Below are 25,434 nucleotides of genomic sequence, written 5' to 3' on the forward strand. Positions count from 1 at the left end.
CAAATGAGACTGATTCTAATTAACTTCGCGGATGAGACAAAGGTCTTTTTACGGGTCAGGCCATGTGTGAGCGCTTGAGGGTCTCGCTCGGCAGCTCTTTGAACAACGCCCGGTAGCTGCTGGAAAACCGCCCCAAGTGCCAAAACGACCAATGCATCGCGACCTCGGCAACCGTGGTTTCCGTCGGCCTGCGCTTGAGCAACTCGCGGTGCGCACTGTTCAACCGGCGCAGTCGCAACCAATGGCTTGGCGTCATCCCGGTGAAGTGCTTGAAGGCTTGCTGCAACTGCCGCAGCGGAACACCCGCCACGTGCGAAAGCTCCAGCAGATTCAGCGTCTCTTCGGGTGAATCCGCCGCCCATTCACCGATGCGCTTCATGATCATTCGCTCCACGGTCCGGCGCTGCAAACCGCCGCGATCCAGATGCACCCGCGCGTTATCGAGGATGAACAGACAGTCCTCGAGCAACTGTTGAGTCAGCGCCTCTTTTTCAACTAGATCAATGGGTTGCGTCAACTTTGTGAGAGTCGAGCTTAACCAGCGACTGAACAAGGCGTTCTGCCCGCCATTGAGCGGCGCCATGAACAGGCCTTCGAGTTTGGTCACATCCAGACCGTGCTGACGGACGAATTCGGGGCCGAACACCACGGCAATTTCCTGGTAGTTCTCCGGGGTGATCCAGATGTTGCGGCTCTCTTCATTGAGCAGGTACAGCGCGTTGTCACTGCGATCAAAACAGAACGCCAAAGCACCCGATGGCGCGCTGAAATTTTGCTCGACCCGGGTGTTCATCTGCTCTTCGTAGACCTCGACACCCTGCAGATCCAGATAGCGAATCTGTCCGGCGAAATGGCCCGGCGACATTTGTTGGTAATGCTGAACCCAGCCGGGCGTGGCGCGGACTTGCTCGGCCACATCGGCGGTATTGAACGCTTGAACCTGGAGCGAATTGCACGTTGTCATGGGGTGACCTTGCGCACTCTTTTGGTGCGCTTTGGTGTGTTTAAAGTGGATAGATGGAACTGCAAGGCTCGCCCAAGATAGTCGTCAACGCGCTACAGGGGAAGGGGCGGAAGATGAAACCCGCCCTCCCCGGCGTCAATAAAACCAATAACGAGGTCTTTATGAATGCCCCTTTCGATCAGCTGTTCACTTGGCTGAAAGATCACAAGATTACCGAAGTTGAATGTGTGGTCAGCGACCTGACCGGCATTGCCCGCGGCAAAATCGCACCGACCAACAAGTTCCTGCATGAGCGAGGCATGCGCCTGCCGGAAAGTGTGCTGCTGCAAACGGTAACCGGGGACTTTGTCGACGACGACATCTACTACGACCTGCTCGACCCGGCCGACATCGACATGGTCTGCAAGCCTGTGGCGGATGCGGTCTATGTGATTCCTTGGGCGATCGAGCCGACCGCCATTGTCATCCACGACACCTTCGACAAGTTCGGCAACCCGATCGAACTGTCGCCACGCAACGTGTTGAAGAAAGTCTTGCAGCTGTACACCGATAAAGGCTGGAAGCCGATTGTCGCGCCGGAAATGGAGTTCTATCTGACTCAGCGCTGCGAAGACCCGGACCTGCCGCTCAAGGCGCCACTGGGCCGCTCGGGCCGTGCTGAAAGTGGTCGTCAGTCATTTTCCATCGATGCTGCCAACGAATTCGATCCGCTGTTCGAAGACGTCTACGACTGGTGCGAACTGCAAGGTCTGGACCTCGACACACTGATCCACGAAGACGGCCCGGCGCAGATGGAAATCAACTTCCGTCACGGCGACGCCCTGGATCTGGCCGACCAGATCACCGTGTTCAAACGCACCATGCGTGAGGCAGCGCTCAAGCACAACGTCGCGGCGACGTTCATGGCCAAGCCGGTGGGCGACGAGCCGGGTAGCGCCATGCACATTCACCAGAGCGTGGTGGACATCGCCACCGGCAAACCCGTCTTCGCCACCGCTGAGGGGCAGATGAGCGAACTGTTCCTGCATTACATCGGCGGTTTGCAGAAGTACATCCCGAAAGTCCTGCCGATGTTTGCGCCCAACGTGAACTCGTTCCGCCGCTTCCTGCCGGACACCTCGGCGCCGGTGAACGTCGAATGGGGCGAAGAAAACCGCACCGTCGGCTTGCGTGTGCCGACGTCCAGCCCTGAGGCGATGCGCGTGGAAAACCGCTTGCCGGGCGCCGACGCCAACCCGTATCTGGCGATTGCCGCGAGTCTGCTCTGCGGTTACCTCGGCATGGTCGAGAAGATCGAGCCGAGCGCGGGCGTCGAAGGTCGCGCTTACGAGCGCCGCAACCTGCGTCTGCCGATCACCATCGAAGAAGCGCTGACGCAAATGGAAGAGTGCGCCACCGTCGCCGAGTACCTGGGCAGCAAGTTCGTCCGTGGCTATGTCGCGGTGAAACGTGCCGAGCATGAAAACTTCAAGCGCGTGATCAGCTCGTGGGAGCGTGAGTTCCTGATGATGAGCGTCTGATTCAAATCTGCACAATCCATGTGGGAGCGGGCTTGCCCGCGATGAGGCCGGCAGCCTCGCTATCAATGTTGCCTGTGCCGCCGCCATCGCGGGGAAGCCCGCTCCCCCAGGGTCCGTGCAAGACATGACCTTCCCAACACAATAAAAAGACCATTTAAAGAGGTGTCGATATGCGTCTATTGAAATCCCTGATCCCGCTCAGCCTGAGCGTTCTGTTCAGCGCCGTAGCCCACGCCCAGCCACAGGTCAGCGTCTACAACTGGACTGACTACATCGGTGAAACCACCCTCGCCGACTTCCAGAGCCAAACCGGGATCAAGGTGATCTACGACGTTTTCGACTCCAACGAAACCCTCGAAGGCAAGCTCCTCGCCGGCCGCACCGGCTATGACGTGGTGGTGCCGTCCAACCACTTCCTCGCCCGTCAGGTAAAAGCAGGGGCGTTCCTCAAACTGGACCGCGCGCAACTGCCCAACTGGAAAAACCTCGACCCGAAACTGCTCGAACTGCTGGAGAAAAACGACCCGGGCAACGAGCATTCCGTGCCGTACCTGTGGGGCACCAACGGCATCGGCTACAACGTTGACAAGGTCAAGCAAGTGCTGGGCATCGATCATATCGATTCCTGGGCCGTGCTGTTTGAACCGCAGAACCTGAAGAAACTCAGCCAGTGCGGCGTGTCGATGATGGACTCTGCTGACGAAGTCTTCCCGGCCATCCTCAACTACATGGGCCTGGACCCGCGCAGCGAGAACCCGGAAGACTATAAGAAAGCCGAAGCCAAACTGCTGAGCATTCGCCCGTACATCACCTACTTCCACTCGTCCAAGTACGTGTCGGACCTGGCCAACGGCGACATCTGCGTGGCCTTCGGTTATTCCGGCGACGTGTTCCAGGCGGCCAATCGCGCCAAGGAAGCCAAGAACGGCGTGAACATCGCCTACGCGATCCCGAAAGAAGGCGCCAACCTGTGGTTCGACCTTTTGGCGATTCCGGCCGACGCCGGCAATACCAAAGAAGCCCACGCGTTCATTAATTACCTGCTCGATCCGCAAGTGATTGCCAAGGTCAGCGGTTCGGTCGGTTATGCCAACCCGAACCCGGCCGCCAAGCAGTACATGGATCAGGAGCTGGTCAACAACCCTGAGGTTTATCCGTCTCAAGCGGTGCTCGACAAGCTCTACATCTCCTCTACCCCGCCCCAGGCAATCATGCGTTTGATGACCCGTTCCTGGAGCAAAGTGAAGTCGAACAAATGAATCAGTACACCCAAGAACACGCCCGCTCCTACTACGCAGCCTCGGCTCGGGCGACCACTCCCTACCCTGTCCTGGACGGCGATCTGAGCGTCGATGTCTGCGTGATCGGCGGCGGGTTCACCGGGATCAACACCGCCATCGAGCTGGCTCAGCGCGGGCTGTCGGTGGTGTTGATCGAGGCGCGGCGGATTGGCTGGGGCGCCAGTGGTCGCAATGGCGGCCAATTGATCCGCGGGATTGGCCACGAGGTCGAAGGTTTCGCCAAGTACGTGGGTCAGGAAGGTGTGCGCTATTTGCAGCGTGCCGGGATCGATTCGGTGGACCTGGTGCGCCAGCGCATTACAGACCACGGCATCGAATGCGATATGCGTTGGGGCTTCTGTGAGCTGGCGAATACGCCGGCGCAATTTGCCGCGTTCAAGCAAGAACAAGTCAGCCTCGCCGAACTCGGCTACGCCCATGAAACCCGTCTGGTCGGGCCCGAGCAGATTCGCCAGCAAGTGGTGAATGCCGAGGGTTACGCGGGCGGTCTGATCGACATGGGCTCTGGGCACCTGCATCCACTGGATCTGGTGCAAGGTGAAGCGCGACTGGCGACGTCGCTTGGCGTGAAAATATTCGAGCAGAGCCCGGTACTGGAAATCATCCATGGCACGACGGTTCAGGTGCGCTGCGCCACTGGCACCGTGCGTGCCGGCAGCCTGGTGCTCGGTTGCAACGCGCATCTGGATGAGCTCGAACCTCAGCTGAGCGGCAAAGTGTTGCCCGCCGGAAGCTACATCATTGCCACCGAGCCGTTGTCCGAAGAACGCGCCGCGCAACTGATCCCGCGCAACCTGGCCCTGTGTGATCAGAAGGTCGGACTCGATTACTACCGGCTTTCAGCGGACCGGCGCTTGTTGTTCGGCGGTGCCTGCCATTACTCCGGGCGAGATCCAGCAGACATCGCCGCCTACATGCGCCCGAAGATGCTCAAGGTCTTCCCGCAACTGGCCGACGTGCGCATTGATTATCAGTGGGGCGGCAAGATCGGCATCACTGCCAACCGTTTTCCTCAGGTCGGGCGCCTAAAACAGCACCCGAACGTGTTCTACGCCCAGGGTTACTCCGGTCATGGCCTGAACGTGACTCACTGGTGCGCAAAACTGCTCGGCGAGGCGATTGATGCCGGCCACAGTCAGGGCATGGACGTGTTCAGCGGCGTGCCGCACATGACCTTCCCCGGCGGCCCGGCCCTGCGTTCGCCCCTGCTGGCACTGGGCATGTTCTGGTATCGGTTGCGCGAGATGTTCGGCTAACACACGATCCCATGTAGGAGCTGCCGAAGGCTGCGATCTTTTGATCTTGCTTGATTTGATCGCTCCCACGCAGGAGCTTTGGAACGATCACCGTCAACATCGTCAGTAATTTGCTCTATCGCCAAGCACTTCTATATTGATGAAGTGCTTTTGCGTTCCTGACGCTCAGTGCCCAATTATCAGAGGAGGACACGGATGAAGTCGTCAGCCATCAGCGAGCCGCCAGCACCGGGCCAGGCGCCCATAAAAACCCGACGCTTCAGCCTGTCGCTGGTATGGGTCGTGCCGATTATCGCGGTGCTGGTGGGCATTTCGCTGGTGGTGCACAACCTGATGCAGGAAGGGCCGACCATCACCGTCAACTTCAAGACCGGCAGCGGTCTGGTAGCCAACAAGACCGAAGTCAAATACCGCAACGTGGTCATCGGCCGGGTCACCGATGTCGAATTGAGCGATGACCAGAAAAGCGTCAACGCCACCATCAAACTGGCCAAGCAGGCCGAAAGCTTTACCCGCGAAGACTCGCAGTACTGGGTGGTACGCCCACGCATTGGCGCTGGCGGCGTGTCCGGTATCGACACCCTGCTCTCCGGCGACTATATCGGCGCCGACATCGGCCAAGCCAATAACCGCGCCAGGCAGTTCAAGGGTCTGGAGAACCCGCCGCCGATCACTTACGGCGAACCGGGCAAACGCTTCATGCTGCACACTCAGGATCTCGGCTCGCTGGACATCGGTTCGCCGGTTTACTACCGCAAGATCCCGGTTGGCCAAGTGGTCGCCTACACCCTCGCCCAGGACGGCAAAGGCGTCGATATCGAAATCTTCGTTCATTCGCCCAACGATGCCTTCGTCACCGAAAACACCCGGTTCTGGAACGCCAGCGGCATCGACGTCAGCGTTGGTGCCAACGGTTTTCAGGTCAAGACCGAGTCGTTGTCGTCGATGCTGGTCGGCGGCATCGCCTTCCGTGCGCCGGATTACAGTCCCAACGATGTAGCAGCGGCCGATGACAAAGACTTCGAGCTGTTCGAAGATCAGTTGACCGCCCTCGCCCCACCCAACGGCAAGGCGCAATACCTGAGTTTGCGCTTCGACCAGTCCCTGCGCGGCCTCAAGGTTGGCGCACCGGTGGAGTTCCTCGGCATGGAAATAGGCCGGGTGGTGGCAATAAATCTGGATTTCGACGCGAAAAAACGCAGCTTCCCGCTGAACGTCGGCATCGTCATTTACCCGCAGCGCCTCGGCCAGGCATACAAAAAAATGCTCACGGCGTTCAATCATGACCCCAACGACGAAGCCGCCGGAATACGCCTGATGGGCACCTTTATCGACAACGGCCTGCGCGCACAGGCCCGCAGCGGCAACCTGCTGACGGGCCAACTGTACGTGGCGCTGGACTTCTTCCCTAAAGCCGAAAAAGTCGCCTTCGATCCATCGGCTCGTCCCGTGGTCATACCGACCGTGCCAGGCAGCCTCGAACAGTTGCAGGAAAAACTCGAAGCGATGGTCGACAAAATCAACAAACTGCCGGTGGAACGGATCGCCAGTAACCTTGACGGCAATCTGGTCGAGTTGCGCAAAGGCCTGAGCCAGTTCAATGCGAAAACCTTGCCGGGCGTACAGAGCACCCTCGCCGACGTCAGCAAAACCCTGCAGTCCGCCAACTCCACGCTGGCCGATGACTCACCGCAGCGGGAAAAAATCAATGAGACCCTCGATGAACTCTCTCGCATGTCGCGCTCCTTGCGTGAGTTCTCGGACTACTTGGGTCGTCATCCGGAATCGTTGATTCGCGGTCGTCCCGAAAACGCCGGGCCGATGGACCTGAAAGGACCGCCACGCAATTGAGCACAGGAGCTGAACCATGGCTTTACCGTTGAAGACCACCGTGCTCGCTGCATTTGTGCTGCTTGGTGCTTGTCGTAGCGATCCGATCAGCTTTCACACGCTGGTGCCGGCACAACCGGGTTCTGGCCGAAGCGGATCGGAGATCGCCATAGAAGGCATCACCGTGCCGCCGCAGGTCGACCGCGCGCAAATCGTCATCCGTCAAGGCAACAGTGGCCTGGCGATACTGGAGACTGAATGGTGGGGCGCGACGCTCGCGGATGAACTGCGCACTGCCTTGGTCGACCAGTTGAGCAGCGCCAGCGGCCAGCAGAAACTCTCGGTGCGCGTCGACGTGCAGCGCTTCGATTCGATCCCCGGCCAGTACGGTTTGATCGACGTCAAATGGCGTTTGCGGCCACTCGGTGCGGCTGACAGCGCACTGCTGACCTGCCGTTCCGTCCTGCAAACGCCGTCCGGGCCAAGCATCGACGAACTGGTGACGGCGCAGCAAAACAACGTCAAACGTCTTGCCGCGCAAATTACTCAGGCCGCCAGTGGGTCGCGCGGTTGCCCTCCCGCCTCCTGATCAGAGATCGAAGCGATCCACCGCCCGCCGCCGCTCGTTGTCGTCACGCACATCGTAGTTGGCGGTGGTCTGGATGTTGCTGTGATGCGCCAGCTTCTGCGCAATCGACAGATCATGCTCTTCGATCACACGGGTGATGAACGAACGCCGGAAATCGTGGGGCATGATCTTCACCCCGACCTGTGTGCCGCGCTGACGGGCGATGTAATAGATCGCGTGTTTGGTGATGCGTTCACGGGTGATGTGGCTGCCACGACGGATGCGATTGAACAGAAACCCGTCATCGCTTTCACCTTCCTTGAGCTGTGAGCGACGCAGTTCCAGCCACGCATCGAGCTTTGCGAACGCCCACGCCGGTGCGTACTTGATCAGTTGTTTGTTGCCCTTGCCGATGACGGTCAGGCTGCGCTCAATGAAATCGACCTGATTCAAATCCAGATCCACCGACTCGGATTTGCGCATGCCGGTGCCGTACAGCAGCGCAATCACTGCGGCGTCACGCAAGCCCTGCGGGCGTGGGTCGGCGGCGCAGACTTCCATCAATTCGTGAATCAGCGTGCGTTTGAGATTGCGCCCCTGCGATAACCGCGTGCCGGCGATGCCTTTGACCGAACGCATTTTCAACAGGTGATCCTGAGTGATCAGGCTCATGCGCCAGGCTTCGTTCATCACCCCGCGCACGGCATTTACATAGAGCGAAGACGTATTGGGCGCGTAGTTGTCCTCACGCAAAGCCGCCACCAGTGCAACGACATCTTCAGGTTGCAAGCCGTGCCATGGAATGTCTTCGAGATTCATGTCCTCGAAACCCAGACGGTCGGCGGCGTCCTGCAAGACGTAGCGCATGGTCAGTTGGCTGGAAGGCGCCAGGCGTGCCAGATAAAGCGTTAGCGGATTAGTGTTGGACGGGGAAGATGGGGTACTCGACAAGTCAATCAAACGAAACGGCCTTGAATGGAAAACAGTTCATTACAACATGACAAAAAACGGCAAAACCTGAATGCGACCGGTTGCCGGAAAAGGCTCACAACCTGCCGGCCAAGGGCTTAAAAGTCAATCAGGCATTCTCCGACCGGTATCCCAAGCCCTTGAACTTCCGCGTTTTTCAGACAACCGGGCGGACGTTTCAAGCGCGATAGACGAATTGAAACATGCCCTTGCCTACCCTGATCGCGGTCAACAACAGATCAACACTCATCTGGCTCGTGCGTCCGCATTCAGGAGTGCTTCATGAAAATCACGGTATTTGGCAGCGGTTACGTCGGTCTGGTGCAAGCGGCTGTGCTGGCCGAAGTCGGGCATGACGTGGTGTGTATGGACGTCGACCAGAACAAGGTCAACTTGCTGAGTCAGGGCCACGTCAGCATCTTCGAACCGGGGCTGGCCAGCCTGGTGCGCGAGGGTCTGGATGCGAAACGCCTGTTGTTCACCAGCGACGAAAAAATCGCCGTGCAGCACGGCCGTGTGGCGTTCATTGCGGTGGGTACGCCGTCGCGTGAGGACGGCTCGGCGGATCTGCGCTACGTGCTCTCGGTCGGCGATGCGATTGCCCGTCACCGTGAACATCCGCTGATTCTGGTGGAGAAATCCACGGTGCCGGTGGGCACGGGCGACACCTTGCGCACGCACATCGAAAAGGCCTTGATCAAGGTGGGTCGTTTGCTGCATTTCGATATCGTCTCCAACCCGGAGTTTCTCAAGGAAGGTTCCGCCGTCGCTGATTGCCGGCGTCCGGATCGCATCGTCATCGGTTGCGAGGGCGACGAGGTGCGTGACGTGATGCGCGATCTGTACGCGCCGTTCAATCGCAACCATGACCGCATCATGTTCATGGATCTGCGTAGCGCCGAGCTGACCAAGTACGCGGCCAACTGCATGCTGGCGACCAAAATCAGTTTCATCAACCAGATCGCCGAGCTGGCCGAACACCTGGGTGCCGACATCGAATCGGTGCGTCAGGGCATCGGCGCAGACACGCGCATCGGCTATCACTTCATCTACCCGGGTTGTGGTTATGGCGGTTCGTGCTTTCCCAAGGACATGCGCGCCTTGATCCACAGTGCCGAACAGGCGCACTGCTCCAGCGATTTGCTGCAAGCGGTCGAAGCGATCAATCAGCGGCAGAAGCACAAACTGTTCGAGCGTATCAACGCGTTCTACAAAGGCGACCTGCGCGGCAGGACTTTCGCCCTGTGGGGCCTGGCCTTCAAACCCAACACCGACGACATGCGCGATGCACCGAGCCGGGTCTTGCTGGAAGAACTGTGGGCCGCCGGCGCCAGCGTGCGCGCGTTCGACCCCGAAGCCATGCAGGAAACCCAAAACCTCTACCCGGACGAAGCAAAACTGATGTTGATGGGCACGCCTGAGTCAGTATTGCCCGGCGCCGACGCGCTGATCATCTGCACCGAGTGGCAGCAGTTCAAGGCGCCGGATTTCGACTTGATCAAGCAGCGCCTCAACACCCCGGTGATCTTCGACGGTCGCAACCTGTACGACGCCGAGCGGTTGGCGCGCAACGGCTTCCAGTACTTCCCGATGGGCCGTGGCGAGTCGCGCAAATTGCCGATCTCGCTGCAGCAATGGCCGCGCGCGTCCGACGTCGCCTGACCGGTTATTGCGACCTCTGAGCTCCTGCAGAGGGGATTTTGTTGTGTCAGGTTGACCGGTGACTGCGACCCGGCGAGGATGGCGACGCCCGCTTGTGCATCTGAAATAAGGACATTGACCTCTTCGTGGCCACCTACTCTCCCCTGATCCGCCGGCTGATGATCAGCTCGCTGACAGTTGTCATCAGCCGTGCCCTGATCAGCCCATTGCTGACCTTGTTCCTCAGCAACAAACTCGGCCTCAACCCCCAGGACGTCGGGCTACTGCTGGGCATTGCGGTGTTCAGTGCCACGCTGCTGTGGCTGTATGGCGGTTACATCATCGATCGCCTGGACAAGCGCCAGTTGCTGATCCTTACCATGCTCTCGAGCGGCATCGGCCTGATGCTGCTGACCTTCGCGCAGAATCTGTATCTGGTCACGCTGGTGCTGATCATCAGCGAAACCGCCTCGGCGCTGTTCCTGATCTGCTCTAAGGCGATCCTCAGCGAGAACCTGCCCATCGGTCAGCGGGTCAAGGCGTTTTCCCTGAACTACACGCTGACCAACATCGGTTACGCCGTCGGCCCGATGATCGGCGTGGTGATCGCCGGTATTCAGCCTGGCGCGCCGTTTATCGTCGCCGGTGCGATCGCCTGCGCCAGTGTGTTCCTGCTGCTCGGCGTCGCCAGGAAGGTGAGCCCGATATCGCCGCTCGGCCAGCCGCAAAGCTTTCTGAATACCCTGATCATCCTGAAAAACGACCGCACGATGGTCCTGTTCACCCTGGGCTGCCTGCTCAGTACGTTGGTCCACGGGCGTTTCACCTTGTACCTGTCGCAGTACCTGCTGGTGACCCACACTCAGCAGCAGACGCTGGACACCATGGCCGCCCTGCTCGCCTGCAACGCGATCACAGTGATCCTGCTGCAATATCAGATCGGCCGGCTCCTCAAGCGCGAGCACCTGCGGTACTGGATTGCCGGGGGCACCGCGCTGTTCATCGTCGGGCTGATCGGCTTCAGTGTCGCCGACAGCCTCGTCGGCTGGTGCGTGGCGATGTTCATCTTCACTCTGGGCGAGATGATCATTTACCCGGCGGATTTTCTCTTCGTCGACACCCTGGCCCCGGAAGAACTGCGCGGCAGCTACTACGGCGCACAGAATCTGGCGGCACTGGGCGGTGCTGTAAGCCCGGTAATGTGCGGGTTCCTGCTGATGCACACACCGGCACCGAGCATGTTTTACGCCCTCAGTGGTCTCGCGGCGCTGGGCGGCTATCTGTGTTTTGTCAGCGGGCGCAGGGTTGCTTCAATGCAAAAGTAATGCACTAAAACTGCATTAATATGAATTTGTCAGCATCGAGATTGATCGGCACACTGTGCGCGTTCCTCCCCCAATGTTGGAACACTTCGAGGGCTTTCCGGATTTGCCGGACAAGTCCTTTTTTTTGCCCGGATTTTTGCAAGGATCGGTTTCACATGCTCGCTCGCTGGTTGCCCGCCGCCATCAACACTCGCCCGACCGAATGGAGCCGCGCCGCTATCGGCATGGCACTGGGCACGCTGTTCAGCGTGTGGTTGTGCGCCCAGGTATTCGGGCATGAAGTCGCTTATCACCTGATCGGCCCGTTGGGCGCGTCAGCGGTGCTGCTGTTCGCCGTATCGTCCGGCGCCCTCGCCCAGCCCTGGTCGATTCTGGGCGGCTATCTGTGTGCCGGTGTCGTGGCATTGCTGGTCGCCCATGTGCTCGACCGAACACTCGGCAGCGCGTGTCTGGCGGCGGGCATCGCGTTGATTCTGATGTGCTGGTTGCGTTGCCTGCACCCACCGGCCGGCGCGTTGGCGTTGACGTTGGTGCTGGCCGATCCCGCGACCATCGCCATGGACTGGAAAGCCATGGAGCCAGTGATGTTGGGGGCTGCGTGCATGTTGGCCAGTGCCTTGGCCTACAACAACCTGACGCGCATTCGTTACCCAAAACGCCCCGCCGAACCTGCGCCCGTGGTTGCCCCGGTCGACAGTCAGGCGATCACTGCTCAAGACCTGAAACTGGCGCTGGCTGACATGGAGGCGTTCATCGACATCACGCCTGAAGACCTGGAGCAATTGATCCACGCCAGTGAACTGCATGCCAAACGGCGCAGCATTGGTGAAGTTTTCACCCGCCCGTCCTGAATCCCCACACTTCTGTGTAGGCGCTGCCGAAGGCTCCTACACTGTCATTGCATTCCATCACCTGATGTAAAAATGCACACAGCCCCTGCAGATATCCACGTTGTACAGGGCAAATTTGCACTGTTACGATCCGTTAACGCTCGCGCGCGAGCTTCTCGAATAAAGACAATAAAAGCAGGGAGTTAGTGATGACTGCTCAGGCTTCATCCCCGCGGACTCTGTCCATGGATGCCACGCAAAACGAAGTGCTGGCCGAGGTTCGCAACCACATCGGTCACCTGACCCTCAACCGCCCTACCGGCCTCAACGCCATTACCCTCGACATGGTTCGCCTGCTGCAACAGCGGCTCGACGCCTGGGCGAGCGACGCCGATGTGCACGCCGTTGTCCTGCGCGGCGCCGGTGAAAAAGCCTTCTGCGCCGGCGGCGACATTCGTTCGCTTTACGACAGTTACAAGAGCGGCGACACGCTGCACAAAGATTTTTTCGTCGAGGAATACGCCCTCGACCTGACGATTCACCACTACCGCAAACCGGTGCTGGCCCTGATGGACGGATTCGTCCTCGGTGGCGGTATGGGTCTGGTGCAAGGCGCCGATCTGCGCGTGGTCACCGAAAAGAGCCGTCTGGCGATGCCGGAAGTGGCCATCGGTTATTTCCCGGACGTCGGTGGCAGCTATTTCCTGCCGCGCATTCCCGGCGAGCTGGGGATATACCTGGGCGTCAGCGGCGTGCAGATCCGTGCTGCCGATGCGTTGTATTGCGGGCTCGCCGACTGGTATCTGGACAGCAGCAAACTCGCCATCCTCGATGAAAAACTCGATCAGATGGAATGGCAGGACACACCGCTGAAGTCGTTGCAAAACCTGTTGTCCAAACACGCCGTGCAAACCCTGCCCGATGCGCCGCTCGAAGCCTTGCGTCCGGCCATCGACCACTTCTTCGCGCTGCCGGACGTGCCAAGCATGGTCGAGCAGCTGCGCGCCGTCACCGTTGCCAACAGCCATGAATGGGCGACCACCACGGCTGATCTGCTGGAAACCCGCTCGCCGCTGGCCATGGCCGTTACGCTGGAAATGCTCCGTCGTGGCCGGCACTTGAGCCTGGAACAGTGCTTCGCCCTCGAACTGCATCTGGATCGTCAGTGGTTCGCCCGCGGTGACCTGATCGAAGGCGTGCGCGCCCTGCTGATCGACAAAGACAAGACACCTCGCTGGAACCCGCCGAACCTCGCCGCGCTGGACGCTGCGCATGTGGCGAGTTTCTTCCACGGTTTTGCTGAGAGCGGGAGCTGAGCCATGCACGATCTCGAACTGACTGAAGAACAAGTGATGATCCGCGACATGGCCCGGGACTTTGCCCGCGGCGAAATCGCGCCTCATGCGCAAGCCTGGGAAAAGGCTGGCTGGATCGACGACGCCCTCGTGGCGAAGATGGGCGAGCTGGGTCTGCTGGGCATGGTCGTGCCTGAGGAATGGGGCGGGACCTACGTCGACTACGTCGCTTATGCGCTGGCCGTGGAAGAAATTTCTGCCGGCGATGGCGCCACGGGTGCGTTCATGAGCATCCACAACTCGGTGGGTTGCGGCCCGGTGATGAACTACGGCAGCGACGAGCAGAAACAGACCTGGCTGGCGGATCTGGCCAGTGGCGCGGTGATCGGCTGCTTCTGCCTGACCGAACCGCAGGCCGGTTCCGAAGCGCACAACCTGCGCACTCGCGCCGAGCTGCGCGATGGCCAGTGGGTGATCAACGGCGCCAAGCAATTTGTCAGCAACGGCAAACGGGCAAAACTGGCGATCGTGTTTGCGGTGACCGACCCGGATCTGGGCAAGAAAGGTATTTCGGCGTTTCTGGTGCCCACCGATACACCGGGCTTCATCGTCGATCGCACCGAACACAAAATGGGCATCCGCGCTTCCGACACCTGTGCGGTGACGCTGAACAACTGCAGCATTCCCGAGGCCAACCTGCTTGGCGAGCGCGGCAAAGGTCTGGCGATTGCCTTGTCCAACCTTGAGGGCGGACGCATCGGCATTGCCGCGCAAGCGTTAGGGATTGCCCGCGCGGCGTTTGAAGCGGCGTTGGCTTATTCGCGGGATCGGATGCAGTTCGGCAAGCCGATCAACGAACACCAGAGCATCGCCAATCTGCTGGCCGACATGCACATGCAATTGAACGCGGCGCGGTTGATGATTTTGCATGCGGCGCGTCTGCGCACGGCGGGCAAACCGTGTTTGTCGGAGGCGTCACAGGCCAAGCTGTTTGCGTCCGAGATGGCCGAGAAGGTTTGCTCGTCGGCGATTCAGATTCATGGCGGGTATGGGTATCTGGAAGATTATCCGGTCGAGAAGTATTACCGCGATGCGCGGATTACCCAGATTTATGAAGGGTCGAGCGAGATTCAGCGGATGGTGATTGCTCGGGAATTGAAGAACTACCAGCTCTAAAAGCAAAAGATCGCAGCCTGCGGCAGCTCCTACAAGGAAACACATATTCCCGTGTAGGAGCTGCCGCAGGCTGCGATCTTTTGATCTTCTAAAAGCATCGCCATCAGGCCAGTCAAGTTCGCGAATTACTTACCCTTGAACTCAGGCGTCCGCTTGGCCACAAACGCTGCCATGCCTTCCTTCTGATCCTGAGTGGCAAACGCCGCATGGAACACCCGGCGCTCAAAACGAACGCCTTCGGTCAAATTGACCTCGAACGCACGGTTCACACTTTCCTTGACCATCATCGCAATCGGCAGCGACTTACTGGCGATCACTGCTGCCACTTTCAGCGCTTCATCGAGCAATTCATCACTCGGCACGATCCGCGCGACGATGCCGCAACGCTCAGCCTCAACCGCATCGATCAAACGCCCGCTGAGGCACATTTCCATGGCTTTGGCTTTGCCCACGGCGCGAGTCAGACGTTGTGTGCCGCCCATGCCCGGCAGCACGCCGAGGTTGATTTCCGGCTGGCCGAATTTGGCGTTGTCACCGGCCAGGATAAAGTCGCACATCAACGCCAGCTCACAGCCACCGCCCAAAGCAAAGCCGTTAACCGCGGCGATGATCGGCTTGCGGCGGTTGGCCACGCGATCACTGTCGCTGAACAGGTCGTCCATATAAATCTGCGGATAGGTCAGCTCGGCCATTTCCTTGATGTCGGCGCCGGCAGCGAAAGCCTTTTTCGAGCCGGTGATGACGATGCAGCCGATATTGGCATCCGCTTCCAGCGCATCAAGTGCCTGGTTCACTTCGCTAACCAGTTGCGCGTTCAGCGCGTTCAGCGCCTGTGGCCGGTTGAGAGTGATCAAGCCAACACGGCCGTGGTTTTCCAGCAGAATCGTTTCGTAAGTCATGGATAAAATTCCTGGTCAAAGATTGCGCGAGATAACCATGCGCTGAATATCGCTGGTGCCTTCGTAGATCTGGCAGACGCGCACGTCGCGGTAGATGCGCTCCAGCGGGAAATCGTTGAGATAACCGTAACCGCCGAGCGTCTGCAAGGCCATCGAGCAGACTTTCTCGGCCATCTCCGAGGCGAACAGTTTGGCCATGGACGCTTCGACCAGCGCCGGTTGACCGCTGTCACGCAGCGCCGCGGCGTAATGCACCATTTGCCGGGCGACGGCGATTTGCGTCGCCATGTCGGCGAGGCGAAAAGCAACGGCCTGGTGCTCGATGATCGGCTTGCCGAACGTGTCGCGGTCACGGGCGTAATCGCGCGCCGCTTCGAATGCTGCACGGGCCATCCCCACCGATTGCGAGGCGATACCGACGCGTCCACCTTCGAGGTTGGCCAAGGCGATTTTGTAACCCTCGCCCTCCTCACCCAACCGGTTGGCGACCGGCACTTTGACGTCTTCGAAGAGAATCTGGCAAGTGTCCGAGGCGTGCTGGCCGAGCTTGTCTTCGACGCGGGCAACTTTGTAGCCCGGCGAGTCGGTCGGCACGATAAACGCGCTGATCCCGCGTTTGCCGGCACCTGGATCGGTCACCGCAAAGACGATCACGATCCCGGCGTTTTGCCCGGAGGTGATGAACTGTTTGCAGCCGTTCAGCACGTAATGATCGCCTTCCAGACGTGCGCGGGTCTTCAGGCTGCTGGCGTCGGAACCGGCCTGCGGTTCGGTCAGAGCAAAAGCCCCAAGCATGGCGCCGCTGGCCAGTGGCTTGAGAAAACGCTCGCGTTGATCGTCGTTGCCGAACTTGAGGATCGGCACGCAACCCACCGAGTTGTGCACGCTCATGATCGTCGAACAGGCACCGTCGCCGGCGGCGATTTCTTCCAGCGCCATGGCGTAGGCCAGGTAACCGGTGTCGCAACCGCCCCACTGCTCCGGCACGAGCATGCCGAAAAAGCCCAGCTCGGCCATCTCGCCAATGGCTTCCTTGGGAAAGCGGTGCTCGCGATCCCACTCGGCGGCGAACGGTTTCAGCCGTTCCTCGGCAAATTGCCGGGCCATGTCGCGGATCTGTTGTTGGTCTTCGTTGGGGATCATGGTGAGTCCTTAAATCCGGGTTACCACACGATTCCCTGTAGGAGCTGCCGAAGGCTGCGATCTTTTGACTTTAGCTCGCAAAAAAGATCAAAAGATCGCAGCCTGCGGGAGCTCCTACAGGGGGAAGGTATGTGTCAGTAAACGCATTCCACGGCCATGGCCGTTGCTTCACCGCCACCAATGCAGATGGCCGCGATGCCGCGTTTCAGATTGTTCTGGCGCAACGCCGAGAGCAACGTCACCAGAATCCGCGCACCCGACGCACCGATCGGATGGCCCAACGCACAAGCACCGCCGTGGATATTCAGCTTCTCGTGCGGGATATCGAGATGCTTCATCGCCGCCATCGCAACCACGGCAAACGCTTCGTTGACTTCAAACAGGTCAACCTCGGCCAGCGACCAACCGGTCTTTTTCACCAGTTTGTTGATCGCCCCGATCGGTGCCACCGGGAACAGGCCCGGGGTATCAGCGAACGCCGAGTGACCGTGAATGACCGCCAGCGGTTTCAAACCAAGTTTCTGCGCCTGCGACTGACGCATCAGCACCAGCGCCGCTGCGCCGTCAGAAATCGAACTGGAGTTCGCCGCCGTAACAGTACCGCCTTCGCGGAACGCCGGTTTCAGCGAAGCGACCTTGTCCAGTTTGGCTTTCGGCGGCTGTTCGTCATTGCTGATCAGCACTTGCTCTTTGCCGACGGTCACGGTCAGCGGGACGATTTCGTCCTTGAAGCGGCCGTCCTTGATCGCCTGTTGCGCGCGCGTGGTCGAGGCGATGGCGAAGGCGTCCTGCGCTTCACGGCTGAACTTATTGGTGTCGGCGCACTCCTCGGCGAAGGTGCCCATCAGGCGCCCCTTGTCGTAGGCGTCTTCGAGACCGTCGAGGAACATCGAATCCAGCACCCGGCCGTGGCCCATGCGGTAACCGGCGCGGGCACGATCCAGCAGATACGGCGAGTTGGACATGCTTTCCATGCCGCCGGCGATCACCACATCAGCGCTGCCCGCGACCAGCATGTCGTGGGCCAGGATGGTGGTTTCCATGCCCGAGCCGCACATCTTGTTGACGGTGGTGCAACGGGTCGATTTATCCAGCCCGGCGCCCAGCGCTGCTTGCCGCGCAGGGGCCTGGCCGAGGCCCGCAGGCAATACGCAACCGAACAGCACTTCATCGACTGCATCGCTGGCGATACCGGCGCGTTCAACCGCGGCCTTGATGGCGGCGGCGCCGAGTTGCGGCGCGGTGAGGCTTTTCAGTTCGCCCTGAAAGCCGCCCATCGGGGTGCGAACGGCGCTGACGATAACAATCGGATCGTTGGAAATAGTCATGACAAATCCTCCTTACCTGGCGGCCATGCGCAAGGCGCCGTCGAGACGGATCACCTCACCATTGAGCATGCTGTTTTCGATGATATGCCGAACCAGCGCGGCGTACTCGGCAGGCTTGCCCAGACGCGGCGGGAACGGTACGCCGGCCGCCAGCGAGTCGCGGACTTCCGGGGTCATGCCGGCCATCATCGGCGTTTCAAAAATGCCCGGGGCGATGGTCATCACGCGGATGCCGAAGCGCGCCAGTTCACGGGCGGCCGGCAGGGTCAGGCTGGCGATGGCGCCCTTTGACGCTGCATACGCGGCCTGACCAATCTGGCCGTCGAACGCCGCTACCGAGGCGGTGTTGATGATCACGCCGCGCTCTCCATCGGCATTGGCCTCGCTCTCGGCAATCGCCGCAGCGGCCAGGCGCAACATGTTGAAGCTGCCGATCAGGTTGACGTTGATCACCTGGGCAAAACTGGACAATACGTGCGGGCCGTTCTTGCCAAGGATCTTCTCGCCACGGACGATGCCGGCGCAGTTGACCAGACCATTCAGGCTGCCGAATGCAGTGACGGTCGCTTGTATGGCGGCTTCGGCGGCGGCTTCATTACTGATGTCGGCGACGACGCTTTGCGCGCCCAGGCGCTTGGCCTGCGCGGCAACCGCTTCGGCGTTCATGTCCACCAGCATCACTTTGGCGCCGGCACTCACCAGCAATTCAGCGGTGGCCGCACCCAGGCCGGAAGCGCCGCCAGTGACGATAAAAACCTTGTTCTCGATCTGCATGACTGTTTCCTTCGATTCAAGCTGAAACGTTGTGCGCCGCGGCCTCTTGAGCCTTGGCGATTTCCTGGTTGCGCAAGATAAAGCGCTGCAATTTGCCGCTCGGGGTCTTGGGCAATTCGCTGACAAATTCGATTTCACGCGGGTACGAATGCGCGGCCAGACGTTTGCGTACGTGCTGGCGAAGTTCTTCGGCCAACTCTGGTGCCGCGCGGTATTGCGCGCTGAGCACCACGAATGCTTTGACCAGTTCAGTGCGCTCCGGATCGGGTTTGCCGACCACCGCGGCCTCGACCACGGCCGGATGCTCGATTAACGCGCTTTCGACGTCGAATGGGCCGACGCGGTAACCAGACGTGGTAATCACGTCGTCGCTGCGGCCGACGAAACTGATGCTGCCATCCGGGTTCAACTCCACCGTGTCGCCACTCAGGTAGTAATCGCCGACGAAGGCTTTGGTCGGTGCGCCTTCATAGCCGCCAAACCAGCACATAGGGGAGTTGGCACGGTCGATGGCGAGGATGCCTGGCTGACCGACGCCCAGTTCCTTATGCTGCTCGTCGAGCACCACAATGCGATGACCCGGCGAGGCGAAACCGGCGGCGCCAACGTGAACTGCATGGTCGAGGCCGTGGTGGTTACACAGCACCATGCCCAGTTCGGTCTGGCCGTAATGGTCGTGGATGACCACATCAAGGTTGTCAGCGAACCAGCGGATCACTTCCGGGTTCAGCGGCTCACCCGCGCTGCTGACGATCCGCAGCTTGCCCTTGATTGACCTGGCGAACTCGTTACCGCCGGCAATCAGCAGACGATAAGCCGTCGGCGAACCGGTGAGGTTGGTGATCCCATACTTGTTGATCACCCGGCAGGTGCTTTCGAGGGTGAACGGGCCATCGTAGAAAGTGATCGGATGCCCCATTGCCAACGGGCCGGTGACACCGAAATAGATGCCATAGGCCCAACCCGGATCGGCGACGTTCCAGAATGCATCTTCGGGGCGCAGATCCACCGCATCACGGGTGTAGCTCTGGAACGCGACGATCGCTTTGAGCGGTACCGACAGGGCTTTCGCCGGGCCAGTGGTGCCCGAGGTAAACATCAGCAGGAACGGGTCTTCGCCGCTCAGCAGCACGGGTTCGCAGACGTTGGAATAATTGGCCAGTTCAGCCCAGAAACTGAAATCGCCACGGACAATGCCCTGGCCTTTGGCGCCGCCGACCGTGACCAGCGTCGGGCAGTCGGCAACTTCAGCGAGTTTCGGTCGGTTGACGGCGTCGGTCACCACGACTTTGGCGCCGGAGCTGTTCAGTCGATGTTCGAGGGCCTTCGGGCCGAACGCGGTAAACAGCGGTTGATAGACCGCGCCGATGCGCCAGGTGGCGAAAACGGTGATGAGCAATTCGATATTGCGTGGCAGCAGGCCGGCGACCTTGTCACCCTTGCGCACGCCTTGGGCGAGGAGGAAATTGGCGAATCGCGCGGCTTTGTCCTGCAAGTCGCTGAAGGTGTACGTCGCGCTGGCGCCGTCGCGGCCTTCCCAGAACAGCGCGATGCGCCCCGGCAAAGCATGGCGGTCGCAACATTCGACGCAGGCGTTGAGCGCCTCAAGCGAGCCGCTGAGCGCGGCATCCACAGTGTGCTGATAGTTGAACTGTTCGGTGGCAGACAGGTAGTCGCGCATTGCCAGAATCCCTCTGTGTTTTTATTAGGCTGGGAACCGTAAACAACAGAGGGATAGTCGCGCTGTCAGGGGCTTGGGGCAATGGTCAAAGCCATCAAAGTGGCTGACTGGTTTGGCCAGGGTTCAAGAGATGTGCCGCCAGGATTGCCCCCTTCGCGAGCAGGCTCGCTCCCACATTTGAAATGCGTTCACCCTGTGGGAGCGAGCCTGCTCGCGAAGGGGCCAGATCAGCCAGCATGAAATTCGGATCAGACGGCTTCGTTAAGGATCAACGTCCGGTAATGCCCCGGATTTGACCCCGACCACTTGCGAAACGCCTTGTAGAACGAACTCGCATCGGCAAACCCCAAGCGGCTGGCGATCTCGACAAAGCTGATCGAAGGCTCGGCCAGCCAGACAATCGCCAATTCCTTGCGCACGCTGTCCTTGAGGCCCTGATACGTCTGCCCTTCCTCGGCCAGGCGACGGCGCAACGTCGAGGCCGACATGCACAGTTGCTGGGCCAACGCTTCGGTTTCCGGCCACTGCTCGGCAGGCAACTGACGTAAATCGTGTTTGATCCGGCTGGCCAGGCTCTGCGGATCGCGGTACTTGACCAGAATGTTGGCCGGCGCGTGAGCCAGAAAGCGCTTGAGCTCCTCGGCGGAACGTTTGATCGGCAAATCGAGGCAATCGGCGGAAAAGATCATCCGCGTGCGTGGCCGATCAAAGCGCAGGTTGTCCGAGAACATCACCCGGTAGTCATCGGTAAAGTCCGGCGCCGGGCAGCGCAGTTCGATGGCCAGGATCGGAATCCGCCGCCCCGCCAGCCAGCAGGCCACGCCGTGGACGATCATCCAATAGGTGAAGTAGGTAAACGCGCGGCGTGGTTCGGGATCGTCTTCAAGCAGGACAATTTCCGCAAGACTCTGCTGATGAACCAGTTGCGCCGGCAGGCGCTCAAGCATCAACGACAGGAAGCTCAGGCCCGTGCTCAAACCGGCTACCAGCGTCGGTTGTGCCATGGCGCTGCGGCAAAGAAACTCCAGACTGCCGGACTTGAGCTTGCGCGGGTCCATGCCGAAGAACTCGTCATCCCCCCGCCGAGCCAACAGACGCCAGAGCTTTGCGTATTGCGATGCCGGCACCCGGCCCTCGCCGGTTTCCAGCAAGGCCGGGGCAATGCCGACCTTGTTCAACAGTTCTTCCCTGGCCACGCCTGGGGCACAACTTTGCAGCAGCGCTTCACGCACCAGTTGCACGGCGATGGTGTCTTTTTCCGACATGGAACGCGGCAGACCTTGTTGTTTTTGAGTGACGGGCATCTTACCGCAGCCACCCGCGCGTTGCTGGCCCGAAAACAATGCAAACCCTGTGGGAGCGGGCTTGCCCGCGATGGCGTCCTGTCAGTCAACAGAAATGCCAGCTGTTCCATTGCAATCGCGGGCAAGCCTGCTCCCACAGGGTTTTGTGCTGAACATAACGTCATGTTGTTCAGCTTGCGTTCAGGTTCTTGTCAATGGTTGTCATATGCGAATGAGTGTCATTATGTTACAACTTAGCTTCCTATCTAAATCACCGCGGATATCGAATGCTCGTTCCCTTTCTGATCATGCTGCGCGAAGGCATTGAAGCCGCGTTGATCGTTGGCATTATCGCCAGCTACCTGCAACAGACCGGCCGCGGCGAATGGATGCCCGCCGTGTGGATCGGTGTTTTTCTCGCGGCAGCCCTGGCATTGCTGGTCGGCGGTGGCCTGGAGCTGGTCAGCGCCGAATTCCCGCAAAAGCAGCAAGAACTGTTCGAAGGCGTGGTCGGGTTGGCGGCCGTGGCGATTCTCAGCTCGATGGTGTTCTGGATGCGCAAGGTCGCGCGGTCGATCAAGCATTCGCTGCACGCCTCGCTGGATCAGGCGCTGACCTCGTCCAGACATCAGGTGATTGCGCTGATCGCCATGGTCTTCTTCGCCGTGGCGCGAGAGGGTCTGGAAACCGTGTTCTTTTTGCTCGCAGTGTTCCAGCAGAGCGAAGGCCCGGGCGCGCCGATTGGCGCCCTGCTCGGCCTGATTCTGGCGATCATCGTTGGCTTCCTCATCTACAGCGGCAGCATGCGCCTCAACCTCTCGGCATTTTTCAAGTGGACCGGGTTGTTCATTCTGGTCGTGGCCGCGGGGATTCTCGCCAACTCGGTGCAAGCCCTGCATGAAGCCGGCGTTTGGAATCACCTGCAAACCGTGCTCTTCGATTTCAGCGCGACACTGCCGATGGATGGCCCGCTGGGCTCGGTGCTGGCCGGCATGTTCGGTTATCAGGATGCGCCGACGGTCAGCACCCTTGGCGCATACCTGATCTATCTGCTGCTGGCGCTGGTGATGTTCTTTCTGCCCGCGCCCAAGCCTGTCGCGCAATCGTCTTCCGCCTCCAGCCAATAAGGGCACTCATGTCAAAGCCGAATACTCCTCAGGCCTCGCCTCCCGGTGCCTTGCGTTGGGCGCTGGCCGGTTCGGTGATCGTGATGATCGCCGCCGGTGGCCTGTTCTGGTACGCCTCGAAAATGGCCGCGGCCAAGCGTCAGCACAACCACGATGAAGTGGTGGTCAACATTCATCCGGGCAATTGCGAGCCGAACGCCCTGACAGTCCCGGCCGGTCGCGCCAGTTTCCGTATCGTCAACCGCTCCGAACGGGCGGTGGAATGGGAAATCCTCGACGGCGTGCTGGTGGTCGAAGAGCGTGAAAACATCGCCCCGGGCCTGAGCCAGGTGATCAATGCCAACCTGCAACCCGGCGACTACGCCATCACTTGCGGCCTGCTGAGCAACCCGCGCGGCACCCTGCATGTGACACTGACCGCCGCTTCTGACGCCGCCGCCAAAGCCAAGCCGTCGCTGGTGGCGTTCATCGGGCCGCTGTCGGAATTCCGTGTGTATCTGGCCAGCCAGGGCAGCGCGTTGATCAAAACCACGACCGCGCTCAGTCAGGCGATTGCCAGCGGTGACTTGAGTCAGGCGCAGGCGTTGTACCTGCCGGCGCGGGCGGCGTATCAACGCTTGGCCCCGGCGGCTCAGCGACTGGCCGAACTGGACAACCGCATCAATGCGCGCGCCGATTACTTTGAGAAGCGCGAGCAGGACCCGGCGTTCGTCGGTTTCCACCGCATCGAATACGCGCTGTTCCAGCAACGCCAACTCGATGATCTCGCCGCCGTCGCCCAGCGTCTTCTGAGCGACGTCACCACGCTGAAACAGCAACTGCTCGCGCAATCGTTGCCACCCGAGCAACTGGTCAACATCGTCGTGCGCAACCTCAACACTCTCGCCGACGTGCGTGCCGCCAGCGGTGAAGAAGAACGCTACAGCCACAGCGACCTCAACGGTTTCGCCGCCAATCTGCAAACCGCCCACAAAGTGGTCGATCTGCTGCGGCCGATGCTGAGCAAGTCGGCGGCAGATCTGTTGCCGAAAATCGACCAGACGCTGGCCGACTTCGACAACGAAATGAACAGCTACAAGGTCAAGGACGGCTACGCCAGCTACGACGCCATCAGCGGCGCGCAACGCAAGCAGATCGCCGACAAGGCCCAGGCTTTGGCCGACGCACTTGATGGCATCGATCCAGCCCTTGGCCTCTCCGGCCTGTAAGCAGAAGACCCGTACCGATGAAATATTCTGAAAAACTCAACCTGCAACGCCGCCGTGTACTGATGGGCATGGGCGCTGCGGGTGTCGCGCTGGCCGGATCGGCCCTGAGCTGCCAGGTTATGGCGGCTGCACCTGCGCAAGTCACCGAAGCACCGAGCAGCGACAAGACCGAAGACCGTCACGATTTCCACGGTGTGCATCAAACCGGCATCGTCACCCCTCGCCCGGCGTCAGGCATGTTGGTGGCGTTCGACGTGCTGGCCAGCGATCGCGAAGATCTCGAGCGACTGTTCCGCACGCTCAACGAGCGCATCGCCTTCCTGATGAAGGGCGGACCGGTCGCGCAGACCGATCCGAAACTGCCACCGCCAGACTCCGGCATCCTCGGCCCGGTCGTCACCCCGGACAACCTGACCATCACCGTTTCGGTGGGTGAATCGCTGTTCGATGAGCGCTTCGGCCTGGCGGACGCCAAACCCAAACGTCTGCAACGCATGGTCGGTTTCCCCAACGATGCGCTGGAGGCTGATGGCTGCCATGGCGACCTGAGTCTGCAGTTCTGCGCCAACACCGCCGACACCAACATCCACGCCCTGCGCGACATCGTCAAAAACCTGCCGGACCTGTTGCTGGTGCGTTGGAAACAGGAAGGCAGCGTGCCGCCGCAAGCCCCGGCCAAGCCCGGTGTGCCGGCGCAATCGGCGCGTAACTTCCTGGGTTTCCGTGATGGCTCGGCCAACCCCGATTCCAACGACGATAAAGCCATGGATCGCCTGGTATGGGTGCAACCGGGCAGCGACGAACCGGCCTGGGCGGCGCACGGCAGTTATCAAGCGGTACGGATCATCCGCAACTTCGTCGAACGCTGGGATCGCACGCCGTTGCAGGAGCAGGAAAGCATTTTCGGTCGGACCAAGAACACCGGCGCGCCAATGGGAGGTCACCACGAAAGCGAGGTCCCGGATTACAGCAAAGACCCGGAAGGCAAGCTGACCAGGCTCGACGCGCACATTCGCCTGGCCAACCCGCGCACCGCCGCCAGCCAGGCCAACCTGATCCTGCGTCGACCGTTCAACTATTCCAATGGCGTCAACAAGAACGGCCAACTCGACATGGGCCTGCTGTTCATCTGTTACCAGGCTGATCTGGAAAAAGGCTTCATCACCGTGCAGACCCGCCTCAACGGCGAACCGCTGGAGGAATACCTCAAACCGGTCGGCGGCGGTTACTTCTTCACCCTGCCGGGTGTTACGGGCGACAAGGACTTTATCGGTCGCTCGCTGCTCAACGCCACACAACCCAAAACAGCCGCATAA

At 60.2% G+C, this 25,434-nt stretch carries 21 protein-coding genes; 13 read left to right on the top strand and 8 right to left on the bottom strand.

Going from position 1 to position 25,434, the window contains the following annotated elements; genetic code table 11:
• Positions 1 to 55 precede the first annotated feature (55 nt).
• Positions 56 to 964, bottom strand: coding sequence for a helix-turn-helix domain-containing protein (locus H8B20_RS21355; RefSeq protein WP_210624511.1), 909 nt, complete (start codon positions 962 to 964; stop codon positions 56 to 58).
• Between the two features lie 161 nt (positions 965 to 1,125).
• Between H8B20_RS21355 and H8B20_RS21360 the strand changes: the two genes are divergently transcribed.
• The 5 genes from H8B20_RS21360 (at position 1,126) to H8B20_RS21380 (ending at position 7,460) form a co-directional block, all read left to right on the top strand.
• Entirely contained in the window at positions 1,126 to 2,484 is a 1,359-nt protein-coding gene (locus tag H8B20_RS21360; RefSeq protein WP_210624512.1) for a glutamine synthetase family protein, read from the top strand.
• A gap of 170 nt (positions 2,485 to 2,654) precedes the next feature.
• Positions 2,655 to 3,743, top strand: coding sequence for a polyamine ABC transporter substrate-binding protein (locus H8B20_RS21365; RefSeq protein ID WP_210624513.1), 1,089 nt, complete (start codon positions 2,655 to 2,657; stop codon positions 3,741 to 3,743).
• A complete protein-coding gene (locus H8B20_RS21370; protein ID WP_210624514.1) occupies positions 3,740 to 5,041 on the top strand; it encodes an NAD(P)/FAD-dependent oxidoreductase in 1,302 nt (433 codons plus the stop codon). The genes H8B20_RS21365 and H8B20_RS21370 overlap by 4 nt, the downstream gene beginning before the upstream one ends.
• Before the next feature lie 195 nt (positions 5,042 to 5,236).
• A complete protein-coding gene (locus H8B20_RS21375; protein WP_210624515.1) occupies positions 5,237 to 6,892 on the top strand; it encodes a PqiB family protein in 1,656 nt (551 codons plus the stop codon).
• Between the two features lie 16 nt (positions 6,893 to 6,908).
• Entirely contained in the window at positions 6,909 to 7,460 is a 552-nt protein-coding gene (locus H8B20_RS21380) for a PqiC family protein (RefSeq protein WP_210624516.1), read from the top strand.
• On the opposite strand, the gene H8B20_RS21385 is transcribed toward H8B20_RS21380, so the two are convergent.
• Complete coding sequence (locus tag H8B20_RS21385; RefSeq protein ID WP_228732751.1) at positions 7,461 to 8,306, bottom strand: site-specific integrase; 846 nt, start codon at positions 8,304 to 8,306, stop codon at positions 7,461 to 7,463. It lies immediately after the preceding gene.
• 384 nt (positions 8,307 to 8,690) lie between these two features.
• Between H8B20_RS21385 and H8B20_RS21390 the strand changes: the two genes are divergently transcribed.
• The 5 genes from H8B20_RS21390 (at position 8,691) to H8B20_RS21410 (ending at position 14,675) form a co-directional block, all read left to right on the top strand.
• Positions 8,691 to 10,070: a UDP-glucose dehydrogenase family protein gene (locus H8B20_RS21390; protein ID WP_210624517.1), complete on the top strand. Its 1,380-nt coding sequence runs from the start codon at positions 8,691 to 8,693 to the stop codon at positions 10,068 to 10,070.
• 125 nt (positions 10,071 to 10,195) lie between these two features.
• Positions 10,196 to 11,374, top strand: a complete 1,179-nt coding sequence (locus H8B20_RS21395) for an MFS transporter (protein ID WP_210624518.1) — start codon at positions 10,196 to 10,198, stop codon at positions 11,372 to 11,374.
• A gap of 155 nt (positions 11,375 to 11,529) precedes the next feature.
• Positions 11,530 to 12,225, top strand: coding sequence for an HPP family protein (locus tag H8B20_RS21400; RefSeq protein ID WP_210624519.1), 696 nt, complete (start codon positions 11,530 to 11,532; stop codon positions 12,223 to 12,225).
• 188 nt (positions 12,226 to 12,413) lie between these two features.
• Positions 12,414 to 13,520 carry an enoyl-CoA hydratase/isomerase family protein gene (locus H8B20_RS21405; protein WP_210624520.1) on the top strand — a complete coding sequence of 369 codons (1,107 nt, stop codon included), beginning with the start codon at positions 12,414 to 12,416 and terminating at the stop codon, positions 13,518 to 13,520.
• A 3-nt stretch (positions 13,521 to 13,523) separates the two neighbouring features.
• On the top strand, positions 13,524 to 14,675 hold the full coding sequence (locus H8B20_RS21410; RefSeq protein WP_210624521.1) for an acyl-CoA dehydrogenase family protein: 1,152 nt from the start codon (positions 13,524 to 13,526) through the stop codon (positions 14,673 to 14,675).
• Positions 14,676 to 14,800: 125 nt separating this feature from the next.
• Here H8B20_RS21410 and H8B20_RS21415 read toward each other — a convergent pair whose 3' ends face one another.
• From H8B20_RS21415 to H8B20_RS21440, 6 genes are all read right to left on the bottom strand, one after another.
• Positions 14,801 to 15,574, bottom strand: a complete 774-nt coding sequence (locus H8B20_RS21415; RefSeq protein ID WP_115148091.1) for an enoyl-CoA hydratase — start codon at positions 15,572 to 15,574, stop codon at positions 14,801 to 14,803.
• Positions 15,575 to 15,589: 15 nt separating this feature from the next.
• Complete coding sequence (locus H8B20_RS21420; RefSeq protein ID WP_042559232.1) at positions 15,590 to 16,717, bottom strand: acyl-CoA dehydrogenase; 1,128 nt, start codon at positions 16,715 to 16,717, stop codon at positions 15,590 to 15,592.
• A gap of 134 nt (positions 16,718 to 16,851) precedes the next feature.
• A complete protein-coding gene (locus H8B20_RS21425) occupies positions 16,852 to 18,045 on the bottom strand; it encodes an acetyl-CoA C-acyltransferase (protein WP_210624522.1) in 1,194 nt (397 codons plus the stop codon).
• Between the two features lie 12 nt (positions 18,046 to 18,057).
• Positions 18,058 to 18,819 (bottom strand): SDR family NAD(P)-dependent oxidoreductase, encoded by a 762-nt coding sequence (locus H8B20_RS21430; protein ID WP_210624523.1) that lies wholly within the window; start codon positions 18,817 to 18,819, stop codon positions 18,058 to 18,060.
• A gap of 16 nt (positions 18,820 to 18,835) precedes the next feature.
• Positions 18,836 to 20,500, bottom strand: coding sequence for an AMP-binding protein (locus H8B20_RS21435; RefSeq protein ID WP_210624524.1), 1,665 nt, complete (start codon positions 20,498 to 20,500; stop codon positions 18,836 to 18,838).
• Between the two features lie 248 nt (positions 20,501 to 20,748).
• The gene (locus H8B20_RS21440; RefSeq protein WP_210624636.1) at positions 20,749 to 21,765 is read right to left on the bottom strand and encodes an AraC family transcriptional regulator; all 1,017 of its coding nucleotides are present in this window, start codon (positions 21,763 to 21,765) and stop codon (positions 20,749 to 20,751) included.
• Between the two features lie 305 nt (positions 21,766 to 22,070).
• On the opposite strand from H8B20_RS21440, the gene efeU reads away from it, so the two are divergent.
• From efeU to efeB, 3 genes are read left to right on the top strand one after another with little or no spacing between them, the layout of a single operon-like run.
• Positions 22,071 to 22,910, top strand: coding sequence for an iron uptake transporter permease EfeU (gene efeU, locus H8B20_RS21445; protein ID WP_047301137.1), 840 nt, complete (start codon positions 22,071 to 22,073; stop codon positions 22,908 to 22,910).
• Positions 22,911 to 22,918: 8 nt separating this feature from the next.
• Complete coding sequence (gene efeO, locus H8B20_RS21450) at positions 22,919 to 24,118, top strand: iron uptake system protein EfeO (RefSeq protein ID WP_210624525.1); 1,200 nt, start codon at positions 22,919 to 22,921, stop codon at positions 24,116 to 24,118.
• 17 nt (positions 24,119 to 24,135) lie between these two features.
• Complete coding sequence (efeB, locus tag H8B20_RS21455; protein ID WP_210624526.1) at positions 24,136 to 25,434, top strand: iron uptake transporter deferrochelatase/peroxidase subunit; 1,299 nt, start codon at positions 24,136 to 24,138, stop codon at positions 25,432 to 25,434.

The sequence above is a fragment of the Pseudomonas sp. P42 genome (genome assembly GCF_017973755.1).
In the GTDB taxonomy this organism is placed as follows: domain Bacteria; phylum Pseudomonadota; class Gammaproteobacteria; order Pseudomonadales; family Pseudomonadaceae; genus Aquipseudomonas; species Aquipseudomonas iridis.

Bases quoted from the DNA above. Each gene is read 5' to 3' on its own strand.
- H8B20_RS21355 (WP_210624511.1), bottom strand. From the start codon at position 964: ATGACAACGTGCAATTCGCTCCAGGTTCAAGCGTTCAATACCGCCGAT.
- H8B20_RS21360 (WP_210624512.1), top strand. From the start codon at position 1,126: ATGAATGCCCCTTTCGATCAGCTGTTCACTTGGCTGAAAGATCACAAG.
- H8B20_RS21365 (WP_210624513.1), top strand. From the start codon at position 2,655: ATGCGTCTATTGAAATCCCTGATCCCGCTCAGCCTGAGCGTTCTGTTC.
- H8B20_RS21370 (WP_210624514.1), top strand. From the start codon at position 3,740: ATGAATCAGTACACCCAAGAACACGCCCGCTCCTACTACGCAGCCTCG.
- H8B20_RS21375 (WP_210624515.1), top strand. From the start codon at position 5,237: ATGAAGTCGTCAGCCATCAGCGAGCCGCCAGCACCGGGCCAGGCGCCC.
- H8B20_RS21380 (WP_210624516.1), top strand. From the start codon at position 6,909: ATGGCTTTACCGTTGAAGACCACCGTGCTCGCTGCATTTGTGCTGCTT.
- H8B20_RS21385 (WP_228732751.1), bottom strand. From the start codon at position 8,306: ATGCGCTACGTCTTGCAGGACGCCGCCGACCGTCTGGGTTTCGAGGAC.
- H8B20_RS21390 (WP_210624517.1), top strand. From the start codon at position 8,691: ATGAAAATCACGGTATTTGGCAGCGGTTACGTCGGTCTGGTGCAAGCG.
- H8B20_RS21400 (WP_210624519.1), top strand. From the start codon at position 11,530: ATGCTCGCTCGCTGGTTGCCCGCCGCCATCAACACTCGCCCGACCGAA.
- H8B20_RS21405 (WP_210624520.1), top strand. From the start codon at position 12,414: ATGACTGCTCAGGCTTCATCCCCGCGGACTCTGTCCATGGATGCCACG.
- H8B20_RS21410 (WP_210624521.1), top strand. From the start codon at position 13,524: ATGCACGATCTCGAACTGACTGAAGAACAAGTGATGATCCGCGACATG.
- H8B20_RS21415 (WP_115148091.1), bottom strand. From the start codon at position 15,574: ATGACTTACGAAACGATTCTGCTGGAAAACCACGGCCGTGTTGGCTTG.
- H8B20_RS21420 (WP_042559232.1), bottom strand. From the start codon at position 16,717: ATGATCCCCAACGAAGACCAACAACAGATCCGCGACATGGCCCGGCAA.
- H8B20_RS21425 (WP_210624522.1), bottom strand. From the start codon at position 18,045: ATGACTATTTCCAACGATCCGATTGTTATCGTCAGCGCCGTTCGCACC.
- H8B20_RS21430 (WP_210624523.1), bottom strand. From the start codon at position 18,819: ATGCAGATCGAGAACAAGGTTTTTATCGTCACTGGCGGCGCTTCCGGC.
- H8B20_RS21435 (WP_210624524.1), bottom strand. From the start codon at position 20,500: ATGCGCGACTACCTGTCTGCCACCGAACAGTTCAACTATCAGCACACT.
- H8B20_RS21440 (WP_210624636.1), bottom strand. From the start codon at position 21,765: ATGTCGGAAAAAGACACCATCGCCGTGCAACTGGTGCGTGAAGCGCTG.
- efeU (WP_047301137.1), top strand. From the start codon at position 22,071: ATGCTCGTTCCCTTTCTGATCATGCTGCGCGAAGGCATTGAAGCCGCG.
- efeO (WP_210624525.1), top strand. From the start codon at position 22,919: ATGTCAAAGCCGAATACTCCTCAGGCCTCGCCTCCCGGTGCCTTGCGT.
- efeB (WP_210624526.1), top strand. From the start codon at position 24,136: ATGAAATATTCTGAAAAACTCAACCTGCAACGCCGCCGTGTACTGATG.